Annotated in this window: 18 protein-coding genes; 15 read left to right on the forward strand and 3 right to left on the reverse strand. The window is 64.8% G+C overall.

The annotated features are described in order from the left end of the window. Positions 1 to 124: 124 nt before the first annotated feature. Entirely contained in the window at positions 125 to 676 is a 552-nt protein-coding gene (locus HZF03_RS04155) for a PAN domain-containing protein (RefSeq protein ID WP_011156390.1), read from the forward strand. A gap of 33 nt (positions 677 to 709) precedes the next feature. Here the strand turns inward: HZF03_RS04155 and lepB are convergent, their stop codons facing one another. Next, a complete protein-coding gene (gene lepB / locus HZF03_RS04160) occupies positions 710 to 1480 on the reverse strand; it encodes a signal peptidase I (RefSeq protein WP_011156576.1) in 771 nt (256 codons plus the stop codon). Next, positions 1477 to 2904, reverse strand: a complete 1428-nt coding sequence (tldD, locus tag HZF03_RS04165) for a metalloprotease TldD (protein WP_012494509.1) — start codon at positions 2902 to 2904, stop codon at positions 1477 to 1479. The genes lepB and tldD overlap by 4 nt, the downstream gene beginning before the upstream one ends. 121 nt (positions 2905 to 3025) lie before the next feature. On the opposite strand from tldD, the gene HZF03_RS04170 reads away from it, so the two are divergent. From HZF03_RS04170 to HZF03_RS04185, 4 genes are all read left to right on the forward strand, one after another. Beyond that, positions 3026 to 3247 (forward strand): DUF433 domain-containing protein, encoded by a 222-nt coding sequence (locus HZF03_RS04170; RefSeq protein ID WP_011156578.1) that lies wholly within the window; start codon positions 3026 to 3028, stop codon positions 3245 to 3247. Continuing rightward, positions 3247 to 3576 carry a DUF5615 family PIN-like protein gene (locus HZF03_RS04175; RefSeq protein ID WP_119018460.1) on the forward strand — a complete coding sequence of 110 codons (330 nt, stop codon included), beginning with the start codon at positions 3247 to 3249 and terminating at the stop codon, positions 3574 to 3576. The genes HZF03_RS04170 and HZF03_RS04175 overlap by 1 nt, the downstream gene beginning before the upstream one ends. 82 nt (positions 3577 to 3658) lie before the next feature. After that, the gene (locus HZF03_RS04180) at positions 3659 to 4129 is read left to right on the forward strand and encodes a MarR family winged helix-turn-helix transcriptional regulator (RefSeq protein ID WP_012494511.1); all 471 of its coding nucleotides are present in this window, start codon (positions 3659 to 3661) and stop codon (positions 4127 to 4129) included. A gap of 114 nt (positions 4130 to 4243) precedes the next feature. Next, complete coding sequence (locus HZF03_RS04185; RefSeq protein WP_011156581.1) at positions 4244 to 4669, forward strand: organic hydroperoxide resistance protein; 426 nt, start codon at positions 4244 to 4246, stop codon at positions 4667 to 4669. 232 nt (positions 4670 to 4901) lie between these two features. Here HZF03_RS04185 and HZF03_RS04190 read toward each other — a convergent pair whose 3' ends face one another. Then, a complete protein-coding gene (locus HZF03_RS04190; protein WP_119018459.1) occupies positions 4902 to 5450 on the reverse strand; it encodes an invasion associated locus B family protein in 549 nt (182 codons plus the stop codon). Between the two features lie 408 nt (positions 5451 to 5858). Here HZF03_RS04190 and coxB point away from each other — a divergent pair, with 408 nt between their 5' ends. From coxB to HZF03_RS04240, 10 genes are all read left to right on the forward strand, one after another. Beyond that, positions 5859 to 6716, forward strand: coding sequence for a cytochrome c oxidase subunit II (coxB, locus tag HZF03_RS04195; RefSeq protein ID WP_012494514.1), 858 nt, complete (start codon positions 5859 to 5861; stop codon positions 6714 to 6716). Positions 6717 to 6783: 67 nt separating this feature from the next. Then, the gene (ctaD, locus tag HZF03_RS04200) at positions 6784 to 8409 is read left to right on the forward strand and encodes a cytochrome c oxidase subunit I (RefSeq protein WP_011156584.1); all 1626 of its coding nucleotides are present in this window, start codon (positions 6784 to 6786) and stop codon (positions 8407 to 8409) included. A 72-nt stretch (positions 8410 to 8481) separates the two neighbouring features. Then, entirely contained in the window at positions 8482 to 9420 is a 939-nt protein-coding gene (locus tag HZF03_RS04205) for a heme o synthase (RefSeq protein ID WP_119018458.1), read from the forward strand. A gap of 11 nt (positions 9421 to 9431) precedes the next feature. Beyond that, the gene (locus tag HZF03_RS04210) at positions 9432 to 9599 is read left to right on the forward strand and encodes a hypothetical protein (RefSeq protein ID WP_012494516.1); all 168 of its coding nucleotides are present in this window, start codon (positions 9432 to 9434) and stop codon (positions 9597 to 9599) included. 14 nt (positions 9600 to 9613) lie between these two features. Then, complete coding sequence (locus HZF03_RS04215; RefSeq protein ID WP_119018457.1) at positions 9614 to 10240, forward strand: cytochrome c oxidase assembly protein; 627 nt, start codon at positions 9614 to 9616, stop codon at positions 10238 to 10240. Between the two features lie 71 nt (positions 10241 to 10311). Beyond that, entirely contained in the window at positions 10312 to 11166 is an 855-nt protein-coding gene (locus HZF03_RS04220; protein WP_119018456.1) for a cytochrome c oxidase subunit 3, read from the forward strand. A gap of 160 nt (positions 11167 to 11326) precedes the next feature. Next, positions 11327 to 11722 (forward strand): DUF983 domain-containing protein, encoded by a 396-nt coding sequence (locus HZF03_RS04225; protein ID WP_119018455.1) that lies wholly within the window; start codon positions 11327 to 11329, stop codon positions 11720 to 11722. Then, on the forward strand, positions 11719 to 12522 hold the full coding sequence (locus HZF03_RS04230) for an SURF1 family protein (RefSeq protein ID WP_119018454.1): 804 nt from the start codon (positions 11719 to 11721) through the stop codon (positions 12520 to 12522). The genes HZF03_RS04225 and HZF03_RS04230 overlap by 4 nt, the downstream gene beginning before the upstream one ends. Positions 12523 to 12668: 146 nt before the next feature. Next, complete coding sequence (gene thrC, locus HZF03_RS04235; protein ID WP_165858123.1) at positions 12669 to 14087, forward strand: threonine synthase; 1419 nt, start codon at positions 12669 to 12671, stop codon at positions 14085 to 14087. Continuing rightward, positions 14084 to 15373, forward strand: coding sequence for a M16 family metallopeptidase (locus tag HZF03_RS04240; RefSeq protein WP_119018452.1), 1290 nt, complete (start codon positions 14084 to 14086; stop codon positions 15371 to 15373). The genes thrC and HZF03_RS04240 overlap by 4 nt, the downstream gene beginning before the upstream one ends. Positions 15374 to 15403: the final 30 nt, after the last annotated feature.

The following is a 15403-nucleotide window of genomic DNA, read 5'->3' on the forward strand; positions in this document are numbered from 1 at the left end:
GCTGGCCCGCGCCGTTCATCCGCCATACAGGTTGCCGGCCGTCAGATGGGTCGTGGGGCTGCGCTCCGGATTGGCCTGAGTTCCATCGGCCAAGTTTCCGGGCCTAACGCGAAAGCAAGTGTGAATGCGAAGCGGCCTGCTCAGGGCGTGTTTGCTCGTGCTCGCCGTGGCTGCGGCGGCGCTGTCGCCGCATGCGTCCCGCGCCCAAGCCAATATCGATCGTATCGGCGGCGATTACCTGCGGACGCCTGTGACCAGTGGCGACCCGGCCGAATGCGCGCTGATGTGCGAGCGCGACAAGCGCTGCCGGTCTTGGACTTTCAGCTATCCACGCTCGCCTGAAGATGGCGCGATGTGCTGGCTCAAGAGCACGGTCCCACCGCGTACCCCGAATTCATGCTGCGTGTCGGGTGTTCGTGGTGCCGGTGTGCTGGAGCCGCGCAACGATTCCAACGAGGTTTCGATCGACCGCTTCGGCGGCGACTACCGCAATTTCGAAATGAAGGCCGGCGAGGGCGACGATGTCTGCAAGGCCGCCTGCGTCGACGAACATAAATGCCGGGCCTGGACCTACGCGCGCCCCGGCTATGTCGGCCGCAACGCCCGCTGTTTCCTGAAGAGCCAGATCAAGCCGCCGCGCCGCAAGGCCGGGTTCATCTCCGGCGTGGTGCGCTGACGCGCGAAGCGCTCTGACTCAAAGCCCTATGGCTCAATGCACCGCGGTGAAGAACCGCGCGACGCGGAAGCCTGAGAACCAATCCGTCACCGGCTGGCGACGGACGCCGGGATTCCACGATCCGACGATGGCATCGACGCGGCCGACCAGGTCGTCGATCGGCAGCAGGCCGACGCCGCCTTCGCTCACCGGCACGCGGCTGTCGGCGGAATTGTCGCGATTGTCGCCCATCACGAACAGGTGGCCGGGCGGCACCGTGACTTCCGCCGTGTTGTCGAGCCGGCCGTTGTCATAGAGCTTGAAGATCGGGTGGGCGACGCCGCCGGGCAGCGTCTCAATGTAGCGCGCGGCGGTCTCATAAGAGCCGTTGTCATCCTCGGCGCGGCCGACGCCGTCCGGCGTTACCTTGGCGGCGACGCCGTTGATGAACACCCGGCCGTTGTCGAGCTGCACCCGGTCGCCGGGCAGGCCGACCACGCGCTTGACCCAGACCTGCGAGCGATCGCCGGACCAGCGAAACACCACCACGTCGCCGCGGTGCGGCGTAGAGCCGAACACGCGGCCGCTTTCCGGCACCGAGACATGGATCGGCAGCGACGCAGCCGAATAGCCGTATGGATATTTCGAGGCGAGCAGCGCGTCGCCGATCAGCAGCGTCGGCTCCATCGAGCCGGACGGCACGTAGAACGGCTCGGCGACCGCGCCCTTGCCGACCAGCACGATCGCCACCACGGCGGCGAGCTGCGTCAGCTGCGAGCCCCAGCGCCGCGCGGTGCTCGCGGCCGTCTCCGTCTTCGTCGTCATCCGCCGGTGCCTCCGACCGTAATCTTGTCCATGCGCAGTGTCGGCTGGCCGACGCCCACCGGGACCCCCTGGCCGTTCTTGCCGCAGGTGCCGATGCCGTCGTCGAGCTGCATGTCATTTCCGATCATGGAAATGCGGTGCAAATCGGTCGGACCATTGCCGATCAGCATCGCCCCCTTCAGCGGCGCGCCGATTTTGCCGTTCTCGATCCGGTAGGCCTCGGTGCACTGAAACACGTATTTGCCTGACGTGATGTCGACCTGCCCCCCGCCGAAGTTCACCGCGTAGATGCCGTTTTTCACCGAGGCGAGGATTTCGGCCGGGTCGCGCTGGCCGGCCAGCATATAGGTGTTGGTCATCCGCGGCATCGGCACGTGGGCGTAGGACTGCCGGCGGCCGTTGCCGGTCGGCTTCATACCCATCAGCCGGGCGTTCTGGCGGTCCTGCATGTAGCCGGTGAGGATGCCGTCCTCGATCAGCACGGTGCGGCTGGTCGGGGTGCCCTCGTCGTCGATCGACAGCGAGCCGCGCCGCGCCGAGATGGTGCCGTCGTCCACCACGGTGACGCCCTTGGCGGCGACCTGCTGGCCGAGCAGGCCAGCGAAGGCGGAGGTCTTCTTGCGGTTGAAATCGCCCTCGAGGCCGTGGCCGACTGCCTCGTGCAGCATCACGCCGGGCCAGCCGGGGCCGAGCACCACGTCCATCTCGCCGGCGGGCGCGGGCACGGATTCGAGATTGACCAGCGCCTCGCGCAGCGCGCCATCGGCGGCGTCGCGCCACGCCTTGGTCTCGATGAACCGCGCATAAGGCTCGCGGCCGCCATAACCCTTGGAGCCGCTCTCCTGGCGGTCACCCTGGCCGGCGACCACCGAGACGTTGACGCGCACGAGCGGGCGGATGTCGCGATAGCTCTCGCCGTCGGGGCGCAGGATTTCAACCACCTGCCAGGTGGCGCCGACCGAGACCGACACCTGCCGCACCCGCGGATCCTTGTCGCGGATATAGGCGTCGATCTCGCCGAGCAGCTTGACCTTGGCTTCAAAGCCCGGCGCGTCGAGCGGGTTGTCGTCACCATACAGCTGTACATTGGTGTGCGGCGGCGCCACCGACAGGCTGCCGCTGTAGTCGCCGCGCACCGCAGCGACCGCATCCGCGGCGCGGATCAGCGCCGGCAGCGACACGTCGGAGGAATGCGCATAGCCGACCGCATCGTCCTTAACGGCGCGTAAACCGAAGCCCTGCGCGGTGTCGTAGGTCGCCTGCTTCAGCCGGCCGTTGTCGAATGCCAGCGCTTCGGTCTGGCTGTATTCGAGAAACAGCTCGCCATCGTCCGCCCCCTGCAGCCCCCGCGCGATCTCGCGCCTCACCTCGTCCCGATCGAGATTGGCGCGGTCGATGAGCGAGGTCTGGGCTGGGTTGGTCATGAGGTCCTGTTCCCGAAGTTGTTTGGGTGACAAGATAGGTGGTCTGAGCTGGTTCTGCGAGGGGTTGGCGGATTTAGGCGCGGCGCCTTCGCCCCGCTGAAAAGCATGCTATGGTCTTCAAATGGATTACCGGGAGATCATCACCATCGAGCCGGGGAAGCGCGGCGGTCGCCCCTGCATTCGCCACATGCGGATCGCAGTCGCGGATGTGCTCGGCTGGCTGGCAGACGGGCAGAGTCCGGAAGAGATCATCTCAGATTTTCCGGAGCTGACCGACCAGGACATCCGTGCGGCGCTCGCATATGCGGCGGATCGTGAACGGCGGCTCATCACGGCTTCGTAATGAAGCTGCTGTTCGACCAGAACCTCAGCTTTAAACTCTGCCAAGACGTCTCTGATCTTTTCCCAGGATCGTGCCACGTACGCGATGTCGGCCTGACGCAGGCGGATGACCGGACGATATGGAGCTTCGCTCGGGCCAATCAGTTGACGATCGTGTCCCAGGATGCCGATTTTTCCGATATGGCGATGCTGCTCGGGCCGCCGCCGAAAGTGATTTGGGTACGCTCAGGAAATCGGCCGCGCGTCGCAATCGCGCTGTTGCTTCGAACCCATTCCGGCCTGATCGCGGAGTTCGAGGTGAATGATGCGGTCTGTCTGGAAATCTACTAGCCGAGATATCCGATACTCAGCGCGAAGTCGGTGCAGGGTGTCTCGCTTGACATTATATCGCGCACGATATAAATCGCTTTTCATGAAATCGTCCTCGACATCGTCACGCGCGCCGCGTCCGGCGGACAAGCTGAAGCTGGAGACCCAGCTCTGCTTCGCGCTATATTCGACGCTGCTCGGGGTCAACAAAGTATATCGGTCGCTGCTGCGCGAGCTCGATCTGACCTACCCGCAATATCTCGTCATGCTGGTGTTGTGGGAGAGGGATCAGGTCAACGTCTCGGAGATCTGCGATCAGCTGTTCCTCGAAACCACGACGCTGACGCCGCTGCTGAAGCGGCTGGAAGCACGGGGGCTGATCCGGCGACGGCGATCGGCCGAGGACGAGCGTCAGGTGATCGTGTCGTTGACCGAGGAGGGCCGGGCGCTGCGGGCGCGGGTCAAGCACGTGCCCGACTGCCTTGCCGAAGCAATGGGCTATTCCGGCGCCGAGATCGCCGATCTTCGCGACCGGCTCACCGGCCTTCGCACCAATCTGTTTCGTAGCGCCTGATCGGGGATGACGTTGAGCACGTTCAGCCGCTTTTCCTTCTTTAATATATCGCTCGCGATATAGCGTCGCGCGATATTAATCCGCCGCCTCTCTCCCACCTGAAAGGACCACACCATGTCAGTCGAGAAAGTTCTCTACCGCGCCACTGCCACCGCCACCGGAGGCCGCGACGGACGCGGCGTCAGCAGCGATGGCCATCTCGATGTTGCCCTCACCACGCCGAAGGAACTCGGCGGCGCTGGTGGTGCCGGCACCAATCCGGAGCAGCTGTTTGCGGTCGGCTACTCGGCCTGCTTCCTCGGTGCGATGAAGTTCGTCGCCGGCCGCGACAAGCTGCCGATCCCGAAGGATGTCAGCGTCACCGGCTCGGTGGGCATCGGCCCGATCCCGACCGGCTTCGGCATCGAAGTGGAGCTGAAGATCAGCCTGCCGGGCATGGATCCGGCACAGGCGCAGACGCTGGTCGATCGCGCCCACATTGTCTGTCCGTATTCCAACGCCACCCGTGGCAACATCGACGTCACGTTGACCCTGGTCTGAGCGGCCTGGCCGCCTCGCCAAGGCGGCCGTTGACAACACTGACGTCATCGCCCGCGGATGCGGGCGACCCAGTATTCCAGGGCGCTTGTTGGTTCGCCGCGCGCTTGCCACGGAAGCTCTGCGATACTGGGTCCCCCGCATGCGCGGGGGATGACAGCATCATTCTGTTCACGGGCTTCTTGCCCAACACGAGGAGGGCTTGCGTTACGCCGTCGTTCTTGCGCAGGGCGGCCTACGGGAGCTTGTCGTAGCCTTCGCCGAGGCCGTTGAGGCTGAGCGGGAAGCCGATGCCTTCTTCCGGCGTTTCGAAAATGATGAAGGTCGCGGTCTTGGCGTTGCGCAGCTGGCCGAGCAGCTTGTCGTCCATCACCACTTCAGCGACGCAGCCGTTCGGCAGGCAGCGCACGAAGCCGGCGCGGCCGATATCGGCGTTGTCGAGCTTGAGGCCGAGACCCGACGGCAGCAGCACGCCGAGCGGCGCCACCACGCGCATCAGCTTGCTCTTCTGATCGGCTGTCTTGAGGATGATGACGGTGAGGCCGGCGTTGGAGCGATCCTCCGCCACCACGCTCTGAATCAGCGCGCACTGCTCGGCCTTGGCGCCGGGCGGGGTATCGCAGCGGATCTGCCAGTCACCATGCACGGACTTCACCGCGCCCTGGGCCTGGGCCGTGCCGCTGCCGGCCACCGCGGCCAGCGCGATCAACCCGACCGCCAGCATGGCCCCGGACGCAGCGCGGCGGCTCGAGGCAAGGATTGGCGAAAGTCTGGCGAAGCCCATCAGAGGTGTTTCCGAGGTGGTGACGGTTGAACGGGATGGTCGGCGGCGGGTTCCGACTGACCGGCAATGACGGCGCCATGAAGGCAGCGCGCGCGCCAGCGAATCAGGCTTCCGTGACATCCGGGTGCTTTGCCTACAGCGAGGGGCACATCTGTCAAGCCGGCCTCACAAGACCTGGCCGGCGTGTCAGTCACGCCGGACGGAATCCGCGACCGATGAGCAGTCCAGGGTTGTTTGCACGCGCAACTCCTCACTCGTGCATTGCGAGGGGCGGCGAATTGTGTTTGAAAAGTAGAATAAGAAGCGTTCGCACTTAGGCTACGCTTTTGTGCCGAGCGCAATAAAACTGCACGGCCGGTCACGCCGAAACGGCGGGCTCGCTGTGCTAGTCATAGGGAGCGCAGCGGCATGAAGGTGTCGAAGGAGCGTTTGGGGCGGTGGTCGCTGGGACTTGCGATCGCCTGCTGTGCGGCAGCGGTCGGCGGGACCGCATTCGCCGAGATGGGGCAGCCCGCTCCCTGGGAGGTCACCCTTCAGCAACCCGCCTCTCCGGTGATGCAGAACATCGTCTGGTTTCACAGCTTCTTGCTGTGGCTGATCACCCTGATCACGCTGTTCGTGTTGGCGCTGCTGGTCATCGTGGTGGTGAAGTTCAACGCCAAGGCCAACCCGGTCCCCTCGAAGACGACCCACAACACGCTGATCGAAGTCGCCTGGACGATCGTGCCGGTGCTGATCCTGGTGGCGGTCGCGGTGCCATCGTTCCGGCTGCTGTTTCTCGAACTCGACATTCCGAAGCCGGACCTCACCGTGAAGGCCACCGGCAATCAGTGGAACTGGACCTACACCTATCCCGACGACAAGATCGAATTCACCTCGATCATGCTGACTGACGAAGAGCGGGCCAAGATGAATCCGGTCCCGCCGCGGCTGCTCGGTGTCGACAACGAGATGGTGGTGCCGGTCGACAAGGTGGTGCGGATCCAGACCACCGCGGCCGATGTGATCCACTCCTGGGCGATTCCATCGTTCGGCGTGAAGATCGACGCCATCCCCGGCCGCCTCAACGAAGCCTGGTTCAAGGCCATCAAGGAAGGCCGTTACTACGGCCAGTGCTCGGAACTGTGTGGCCGGGACCATGCCTTCATGCCGATCGTCGTCCGTGTGGTGAACGAACAGGAGTACGAAGCCTGGAAGAAAAAGCAGCAGGTCGCCTCGCGCATGCGTGACGATTCCTACGCCTCGGCCGCTTCCGCCACGCGCTAAAGCGGCGGGATCGCAAGACGTCGAACGGAGACCGCAAGGTCTGAGGTTTTCAAGTCAGGATCTGAAGATGGCAATGGAAGCTGCAAGGGTCGCCCATTCCGAACACGCGCACGACGATCACGCGCATGCGCATCCGACCGGATGGCGACGCTATCTGTACTCGACCAACCACAAGGACATCGGCACCATGTATCTGGTGTTCGCCGTGATGGCGGGCGTCATCGGTGCGGCGATGTCGATCGCGATCCGGGTCGAGTTGATGTTCCCCGGCATTCAGATCTTTCACAACACCCACACCTACAACGTCTTCGTCACCTCGCATGGCCTGATCATGATCTTCTTCATGGTGATGCCGGCGATGATCGGCGGGTTCGGCAACTGGTTCGTGCCGCTAATGATCGGCGCGCCGGACATGGCGTTCCCGCGGATGAACAACATCTCGTTCTGGCTGCTGCCGGCCGCGTTCGCGCTGCTGATCATCTCCACCTTCGTGGAGGGCGAGCCGTCGTCGAACGGCGTCGGCGCCGGCTGGACGATGTATGCGCCGCTATCGACCATCGGGCATCCCGGACCCGCGGTGGACTTCGCGATCTTGGCGCTACATTTGGCCGGTGCATCGTCGATCCTCGGCGCGATCAACTTCATCACCACCATCTTCAATATGCGGGCGCCGGGCATGACCCTGCACAAGATGCCGCTGTTCGTGTGGTCGGTGCTGATCACCGCGTTCCTGCTGCTTCTGTCGCTGCCGGTGCTTGCTGGTGCCATCACCATGCTGCTCACCGACCGCAACTTCGGCACCACCTTCTTCTCGGCCGAAGGCGGCGGCGATCCGCTGCTGTTCCAGCACCTGTTCTGGTTCTTCGGTCATCCCGAAGTGTACATCCTGATCCTGCCGGGCTTCGGCATGATCAGCCAGATCGTGTCGACCTTCTCCAAGAAGCCGGTGTTCGGCTATCTCGGTATGGCCTACGCGATGGTGGCGATCGGCGTGATCGGCTTCGTGGTGTGGGCGCACCACATGTACACCGTCGGCATGTCGAGCACGACGCAGGCTTATTTCGTCGCCGCCACCATGGTGATCGCGGTGCCGACCGGCGTGAAGGTGTTCTCCTGGATCGCCACGATGTGGGGCGGCTCGATCGAATTCAAGACGCCAATGCTGTGGGCGGTGGGGTTCATCTTCCTGTTCACCGTCGGCGGTGTCACCGGCGTGGTGCTGGCCAATGCTGGCGTCGACCGGGTGCTGCAGGACACCTACTACGTCGTCGCGCACTTCCATTACGTGCTGTCGCTCGGCGCCGTCTTCGCGATTTTCGCGGGCTGGTACTACTGGTTCCCGAAGATGACCGGCTACATGTACAACGAGACCATCGGCAAGCTGCACTTCTGGCTCACCTTTATCGGCGTCAACATGGTGTTCTTCCCGCAGCACTTCCTCGGTCTATCGGGGATGCCGCGGCGCTACGTCGATTACCCGGATGCGTTCGCCGGCTGGAATCTGGTGTCTTCGATCGGCTCCTATATCTCCGGCTTCGCCGTGCTGGTCTTCCTTTACGGAATGACGCTCGCCTTCATCCGCAAGGAGCGCGCGGCGGACAATCCGTGGGGCGCCGGCGCCACCACGCTGGAGTGGACGCTGTCGTCGCCGCCGCCTTTCCATCAGTTCGAGGTGCTGCCGCAGGTGCGCTGAGGCCGGTGTTGGAACCTGCATCCGCCGCCGTCGTTGCGGCGGGGGATGCAGCTCGAAAGAAGAGGTGAGCCCGTGTCGGTCATCGACGTCAATCCGATCCCGCTTGCGCCCCGGATATCCGAAGCCGGCGTCGCCGACTACATCGCGCTGCTCAAGCCGCGGGTGATGTCGCTGGTGGTGTTCACTGCTCTGGTCGGCCTGTTGATGGCCCCCGGCAGCTTCCATCCGGTGCTGGCGATCACCGCGATCATCTGCATCGCGGTCGGCGGCGGCGCCGCCGGCGCGCTAAACATGTGGTACGAGGACGACATCGACGCCAAGATGACGCGCACCGCCAACCGGCCGATCCCGCGCGGGCGGGTGACGCGGCCGGAGGCGCTGACCTTCGGCATGACGCTGGCGTTCTTCTCGGTGGTCACGCTCGGCATCCTGGTGAACTGGATCGCCGCCGCACTGCTCGCCTTCACCATTTTCTTCTACGTCGTGATCTACACGATGTGGCTGAAGCGCTGGACCGCGCAGAACATCGTGATCGGCGGCGCCGCCGGTGCGTTGCCGCCGGTGGTGGCGTGGGCATCGGTCACTGGATCGCTGGCGGTCGAGCCGATCCTGCTGTTCCTGATCATCTTCTTCTGGACCCCGCCGCACTTCTGGGCGCTGGCTCTGTTTCGGAACGACGACTACGCCCGCGCCGGGGTGCCGATGCTGCCGGTCGTCGCGGGCCCCGATCACACCCGGCTGCAGATTCTGCTATACACCGTTGCGCTGGTCGCGGTCGCGGCCGCGCCGTGGCCGCTCGGCTATTTCGACGCGATCTATGGCGTGGCGTCGCTGGCGCTCGGCGGCTGGATGCTGGTGCTGGCGGTGCGGGTGTATCGCCATCGTTCCGGCAGCGCCGCGCTGCGCGCGACCCGTAATCTGTTCAAGTTCTCGATCCTGTATCTGTTCGCGCTGTTTGCGATCCTGTTGGTCGAGGTGATCGCCGCGACCGTGCTGAGGCTGATCGGCTAATGGAGGGCGCGATGGAGCCAGCTCATAAGACGCCGCCCGGTATCGTCCTCACCGATGCGCAGAAAAAGCGCCAGCGCGAACGCTCGATCGCCATCGCAGTCGCGCTCGGCGTGCTGGTGGTGCTGTTCTTCGCCGTAACCCTGGTCAAGGGGCCGGCGGTACTGCACCGGCCGATGTGAGGGAGGTGCCGCCGATGTCGCCGCCGCTTCCGCAAGCTCCGCAGCAGCCGGCACCACGCCGAGGACTCGGACGCGATACGGCGGTGGCAGCGGTGTGCGGTCTGGTTGTCGCCCTGATGGTCGGGGCGTCGTTCGCGGCCGTGCCGTTCTATAACTGGTTCTGCCGCACCACCGGGTTTAACGGCACCACGCAGGTTGCCCGCGCTGTGCCGAGTTCGGCGCCGCTCGATCGCACCGTCACGGTAAGCTTCGATTCCAACGTCAACGGCCTGCCGTGGAAGTTCGAGCCGGAGCAGCGCGAGATCGAGGTGCCGATCGGCAAGGTGGTGACGGTGTATTACCGCATCACCAACCTGTCGCGCTCCGACACCGTCGGACAGGCGGCCTATAATGTCACGCCGCTGACGGTCGGCTCCTACTTCACCAAAATCAATTGCTTCTGCTTCACCGAGCAGCCCCTGGCCGCCGGTGAGAGCCGCGACATGCCGGTGGTGTTCTACATCGATCCGACGTTCGCTGCCGATTCGGAGAACGACACCGTCAAGACGATCACCTTGTCCTACACCTACTACCCGGTGCGCGATCCAGCGCCGAAGCCGGTGGCTTCGAGCGAACCGGCACCGCGCAAGGGCAATCTCTGACAGGAACCGCCGCAACAAGAACGACCGGGACACGCATCGCCATCCCGGAGGGATCGAAACGGAGAGCGACAATGGCCACGGCGCACGTCAAGCACCACGACTATCATCTGGTCGATCCGAGCCCCTGGCCGTTCGTCGGTTCGGTCTCGGCGTTCGTTATGGCGCTTGGCGCGGTGTCCTGGATGCACCACATGTACCAAGGCGCGCCAATCGTGTTCGGTGTCGGCATCATCGGCGTGCTCTACACCATGGCGAGCTGGTGGAGCGACGTGATCCGCGAGGCGCAGTATCAACACGATCACACCCGCGTGGTGCAGCTCAGTCACCGCTACGGCATGATCCTGTTCATCGCCTCCGAGGTGATGTTCTTCGTCGCCTGGTTCTGGGCCTATTTCAATGCGGCGCTGTTTCCGGCCGATCCGGTCCACGCCACCCGCGAGGCGTTGTTCGGCGGGGTGTGGCCGCCGAAAGGAATCGAAACGTTCGACCCGTGGCACCTGCCGTTGCTCAACACCCTGATCCTGCTGACCTCGGGCACTACGGTGACCTGGGCACACCACGCGCTGCTGCAGAATGACCGCAAGGGCCTGAAGCAGGGGCTGATCTGTACCGTCCTGCTCGGCGCGACGTTCTCCTGCGTGCAGGTCTACGAATACAGCCACGCCACCTTCTCGTTTGCGGGCAACATCTACGGCGCCACCTTCTTCATGGCGACCGGCTTCCACGGCTTTCACGTGCTGGTCGGCACCATCTTCCTGCTGGTTTGCCTGATCCGCGCCTATGCCGGCCACTTTACGCCGAAGCAGCACCTCGGCTTCGAATTCGCCGCCTGGTACTGGCATTTCGTCGACGTGGTCTGGCTGTTCCTGTTCGTCTGCATCTACGTCTGGGGCCATGGCGCCTCGACCATGGCGCACGGCGGCTAAGACGGGCCGATACGCAGAGGGCGGCTCAAGCGGCCGCTCTCCGCACCTTTAGGGCAACGATCATGAGCCAGTACCAATCCGCCATTGTGAGGAGCGAAGCGACGAAGCAATCCAGGAGCCCCATGCACCGGGCCGTGGATTGCTTCGCCTTCGGCTCGCAATGACGGAGCGGATTGACCAGGCTCCCACCGTCTTCCAAAGCGCACTACGCGGCATTGCGTGTCGCTGCCCGCGCTGTGGCGAAGGACGGCTGTATACCGGCTTCCTGACGTTGGCGCCGCGCTGCGAGGTTTGCGGTCTCGATTTCAGCTTCATCGATGTCGGCGACGGTGCGGCGGTGTTCACGATCCTGATCGGCGGCGCCATCGTGGTGCTATGCGCGCTGATCGTCGAGGTGAAGTATCAGCCGCCGTTCTGGCTGCATGCGGCGCTCTGGCTGCCGCTGGTGCTGGTCACCACGTTGCTACCGCTACGCTCGATCAAGGCACTGTTGATCGCGCTGCAGTTCCACCATAAGGCGCAGGAGGGCCGCCTCGTCGGCCGCGAGCCGCAATGAATTCAGCGGCCGCGCGCCGGCGCAGCATCGCCGGGATGAGCCTGATCGTGCTGACGATGGTGGCGGTCCTGCTGGCGCTGGGGATCTGGCAGTTGCAGCGGCGCGACGACAAGCATCGGCTGATCGCGGCGCTCAGTGAACGGTTGGCGGCCGAGCCGGTGGCGCTGCCCGCCGCGCGCGACTGGTCGGCGCTCGACCCGGTTCACGACGAATTTCGCCGCGTCCGCTTCACCGCGACCTATCTGAAGCAGCCGGATGTGATGGTGTATTCGTCCGGTTCGGCGGTGCGCGACGACGTCGTCGGCCCGGGTACCTGGGCGTTTCTTCCGGCGCAGTTGCCCGATGGTCGCATCGTGGTAATCAACGCTGGCTTCGTGCCCAACACCATGCAGGAGCGCGGCGCCGAGGATCGCGCGGTGCAGCCGCTACTGAGCGGGGAGGCCGCGACGGTGACCGGCTACTTGCGGTTTCCCGAACAGCCCGGCCTGTTCGCGCCGGCCCCAAATCTCGACAAGCGACTGTGGTTCACCCGCGACGTGCCGGCGATGGCCGCCGCGCTCGGTTGGTATAAGCCGGCCGAAATCGCGCCATTCTACGTCGACCTGGAAGCACCGATGCCGGCCGGCGGTGTGCCGAAGCCGGGGCCGCTCGGCGTGCATCTGCGCGACAACCACCTGCAATATGCCATCACCTGGTTCGGGCTGGCCGCCGCAGTGCTGACCACCTTCGTGTTCTGGTTGCGTGGTCAGGCATGGCAGGCGGCAGCGCCGCCGACGAAGGCGTCGCGCCGGATCGCCTGAAACATCGACGTGGCGCATCCGCCACAGGGAGCGATTTCCCCTGCGCGTCAAACTCCTTTATGGTGAGCCCGATTTCACCCGCGCGTGAGACTGAACTCGATCAATATCAAAGGCTTGGGCGTTCGGCCGGGCCTTTGGAGGCACCCTTGACGACCTATGTTTCGACCCGGGGCGATGCCCCGCGCCTCGGCTTTTGCGACGTGATGCTGACCGGGCTTGCCCGTGACGGCGGACTGTATATTCCCGAAGTCTGGCCGCAGCTCACTCCCGACACCATCACCAGCCTGTTCGGCCGGCCGTATTGGGAGGTCGCCGTCGAGGTGATCCGGCCGTTCGTGGCCGGCGAGATTTCCGATGCCGAGCTCGGCCGCATGGCGAGCGATGCCTATGCCACTTTCCGGCACCCGGCGGTGGTGCCGCTGCGCCAGACCGGCTCGAGCCAGTTCGTGCTCGAGCTGTTCCATGGCCCGACGCTGGCGTTCAAGGACGTCGCGATGCAGCTGCTGTCGCGGCTGATGGATCACGTGCTGGAGAAGCGCAAGCAGCGCACCACGATCGTGGTGGCGACTTCCGGCGACACCGGCGGCGCCGCGGTCGAAGCCTTCGCCAACCTGAACAATGTCGACCTCGTCGTGCTGTTTCCGCACGGCCGGATCTCCGACGTGCAGCGGATGATGATGACCACGTCGGGCGCTCCGAACGTGCATCCGCTGGCGATCGAGGGCCACTTCGACGACTGCCAGGCGATCGTGAAGGGGCTGTTCAATCATCATAAGTTCCGCGACCAGGTGGCGCTGTCCGGCGTCAACTCAATCAACTGGGCGCGGATCGTGGCGCAGGTGGTGTATTACTTCACCAGCGCGGTCGCGCTCGGCGCGCCGAATCGCGTGGTCGATTTCACCGTGCCGACCGGCAATTTCGGCGACATCTTCGCCGGTTACGTCGCCAAGAAGATGGGCCTGCCGGTGCGCCGGCTGAAGATCGCTGCCAACGTCAACGACATCCTGGCGCGTACGCTGAAGACCGGCATCTACGAAGTGCGCGAGGTTCACGCCACCACCTCGCCGTCGATGGACATCCAGGTGTCGTCGAATTTCGAGCGACTGCTGTTCGAGGCCTCCGGACGCGATGCCTCGCTGATCCGGTCGCTGATGGGCTCGCTGGCTCAGTCCGGCCGCTTCGTGCTGCCGGATGCGGTGCTCGCCGCGGTGCGCGAGGAGTTCGACGCCGGCCGCGCCGACGAGGCGGAAACCGAATCGGCGATCCGTGCCGCCTGGCGCGAGGCGGGCGACCTGATCGATCCGCACACCGCGGTCGCGCTGGCGGTCGCCGATCGCGACACCACCGATTCGAGCGTGCCGAACATCGTGCTGTCGACGGCCCATGCGGCCAAGTTCCCGGACGCCGTCGAAGCCGCCTGCGGCATCCGGCCCGGGCTGCCTGCCTGGCTCGACGGGCTGATGAGCAAAACCGAATCGATCAAGATCATGCCGCGTGATCAGGTGGCGATCGAACGTCATGTGCTGGCGGTGAGCCGCGCCGCCAAGCAAGGAGCCGCCGGATGAGCGTGGAAGTCAGCAAGCTGCCCTCCGGCCTCACCGTCGTCACCGACACCATGCCGCATCTCGAAACCGCGGCGCTCGGCGTCTGGACCGGCGTTGGCGGTCGCGACGAGAAGCCGGACGAGCACGGTATTTCGCATCTTCTCGAACACATGGCGTTCAAGGGCACCACGCGCCGCACCTCGCGCGAGATCGCCGAGGAGATCGAGGCGGTGGGCGGCGATCTCAACGCCGGCACGTCGACCGAGACCACGGCGTATTACGCGCGGGTGATGAAGGCCGATGTGCCGCTGGCGCTCGACGTGCTGAGCGACATCCTGGCCAATCCGTCGTTCGAGGCCGAAGAGCTCGAGCGCGAGAAGAGCGTGATCGTTCAGGAGATCGGTGCCGCGCAGGACACCCCCGACGACGTCGTGTTCGAATATCTCAACGAGCTTTGCTATCCGGAGCAGCCGATCGGCCGCTCGCTGCTCGGCACCGCCAAGACGCTGAAGAGCTTCAGCCGCGAAAAGCTGCAGTCGTATCTGTCGACGCATTATCGTGGGCCCGACATGGTGGTGGCGGCGGCGGGCGCGGTCGATCACGCCCGCATCGTCGAGGAGGTGTCGCATCGCTTCGCCAGTTTCGATGCCAGCCCGGCGCCCAAGCCGCAGCCGGCGATGTTCGGCGCCGGCGGTGCGCGCGTGGTGCATCGCGACCTCGAACAGGCGCATCTGACGCTGGCGCTGGAGGGGCTGCCGCAGTCCGCTCCGTCGCTGTTCAGCCTGCAGGTGTTCACCAACATCCTCGGCGGCGGAATGTCGTCGCGGCTGTTTCAGGAGGTGCGGGAGAAGCGCGGGCTGTGCTACTCGATCTACACCTTCCATGCGCCCTACAGCGACACTGGGTTCTTCGGTCTCTATACCGGCACCGATCCGGCCGATGCGCCGGAGATGATGGAAGTGATCGTCGATGTCATCAACGATGCGGTCGACACCCTGACCGACGCCGAGATCTCCCGGGCCAAGGCTCAGATGAAGGCAGGCCTGCTGATGGCGTTGGAAAGCTGTTCGTCGCGTGCCGAGCAGCTCGCGCGGCACATCCTGGCCTACGGCCGGCCGTTGCCGGTCGACGAGCTGGTCGGGCGAATCGATGCCGTCACTATCGATACCGCGCGGGAAGCAGGGCGCACGCTGCTGGCGCGCAGCCGGCCGGCCGTGGTGGCGCTCGGCAGCGGCCGCGGTCTCGACAGAGCTGTCAGCTTTGCTGAAGGCTTGACACAATCCAAGGCCAAGACGTCCTATCATTGAGCTGACGCCGCGGGTCGCGGCGTTCGAGGC

The sequence above is a fragment of the Rhodopseudomonas palustris genome (assembly GCF_013415845.1).
Taxonomy (GTDB): Bacteria; Pseudomonadota; Alphaproteobacteria; order Rhizobiales; family Xanthobacteraceae; genus Rhodopseudomonas; species Rhodopseudomonas palustris_F.

Excerpts from the sequence above, each read along its gene's own strand:
- HZF03_RS04210 (WP_012494516.1), top strand. The coding sequence starts at position 9,432 with ATGGAGCCAGCTCATAAGACGCCGCCCGGTATCGTCCTCACCGATGCG.
- HZF03_RS04230 (WP_119018454.1), top strand. The coding sequence starts at position 11,719 with ATGAATTCAGCGGCCGCGCGCCGGCGCAGCATCGCCGGGATGAGCCTG.
- HZF03_RS04215 (WP_119018457.1), top strand. The coding sequence starts at position 9,614 with ATGTCGCCGCCGCTTCCGCAAGCTCCGCAGCAGCCGGCACCACGCCGA.
- lepB (WP_011156576.1), bottom strand. The coding sequence starts at position 1,480 with ATGACGACGAAGACGGAGACGGCCGCGAGCACCGCGCGGCGCTGGGGC.
- HZF03_RS04180 (WP_012494511.1), top strand. The coding sequence starts at position 3,659 with ATGAAATCGTCCTCGACATCGTCACGCGCGCCGCGTCCGGCGGACAAG.
- HZF03_RS04155 (WP_011156390.1), top strand. The coding sequence starts at position 125 with ATGCGAAGCGGCCTGCTCAGGGCGTGTTTGCTCGTGCTCGCCGTGGCT.
- tldD (WP_012494509.1), bottom strand. The coding sequence starts at position 2,904 with ATGACCAACCCAGCCCAGACCTCGCTCATCGACCGCGCCAATCTCGAT.
- HZF03_RS04220 (WP_119018456.1), top strand. The coding sequence starts at position 10,312 with ATGGCCACGGCGCACGTCAAGCACCACGACTATCATCTGGTCGATCCG.
- HZF03_RS04170 (WP_011156578.1), top strand. The coding sequence starts at position 3,026 with ATGGATTACCGGGAGATCATCACCATCGAGCCGGGGAAGCGCGGCGGT.
- HZF03_RS04225 (WP_119018455.1), top strand. The coding sequence starts at position 11,327 with ATGACGGAGCGGATTGACCAGGCTCCCACCGTCTTCCAAAGCGCACTA.
- HZF03_RS04240 (WP_119018452.1), top strand. The coding sequence starts at position 14,084 with ATGAGCGTGGAAGTCAGCAAGCTGCCCTCCGGCCTCACCGTCGTCACC.
- HZF03_RS04175 (WP_119018460.1), top strand. The coding sequence starts at position 3,247 with ATGAAGCTGCTGTTCGACCAGAACCTCAGCTTTAAACTCTGCCAAGAC.
- ctaD (WP_011156584.1), top strand. The coding sequence starts at position 6,784 with ATGGCAATGGAAGCTGCAAGGGTCGCCCATTCCGAACACGCGCACGAC.
- coxB (WP_012494514.1), top strand. The coding sequence starts at position 5,859 with ATGAAGGTGTCGAAGGAGCGTTTGGGGCGGTGGTCGCTGGGACTTGCG.
- HZF03_RS04190 (WP_119018459.1), bottom strand. The coding sequence starts at position 5,450 with ATGGGCTTCGCCAGACTTTCGCCAATCCTTGCCTCGAGCCGCCGCGCT.
- HZF03_RS04185 (WP_011156581.1), top strand. The coding sequence starts at position 4,244 with ATGTCAGTCGAGAAAGTTCTCTACCGCGCCACTGCCACCGCCACCGGA.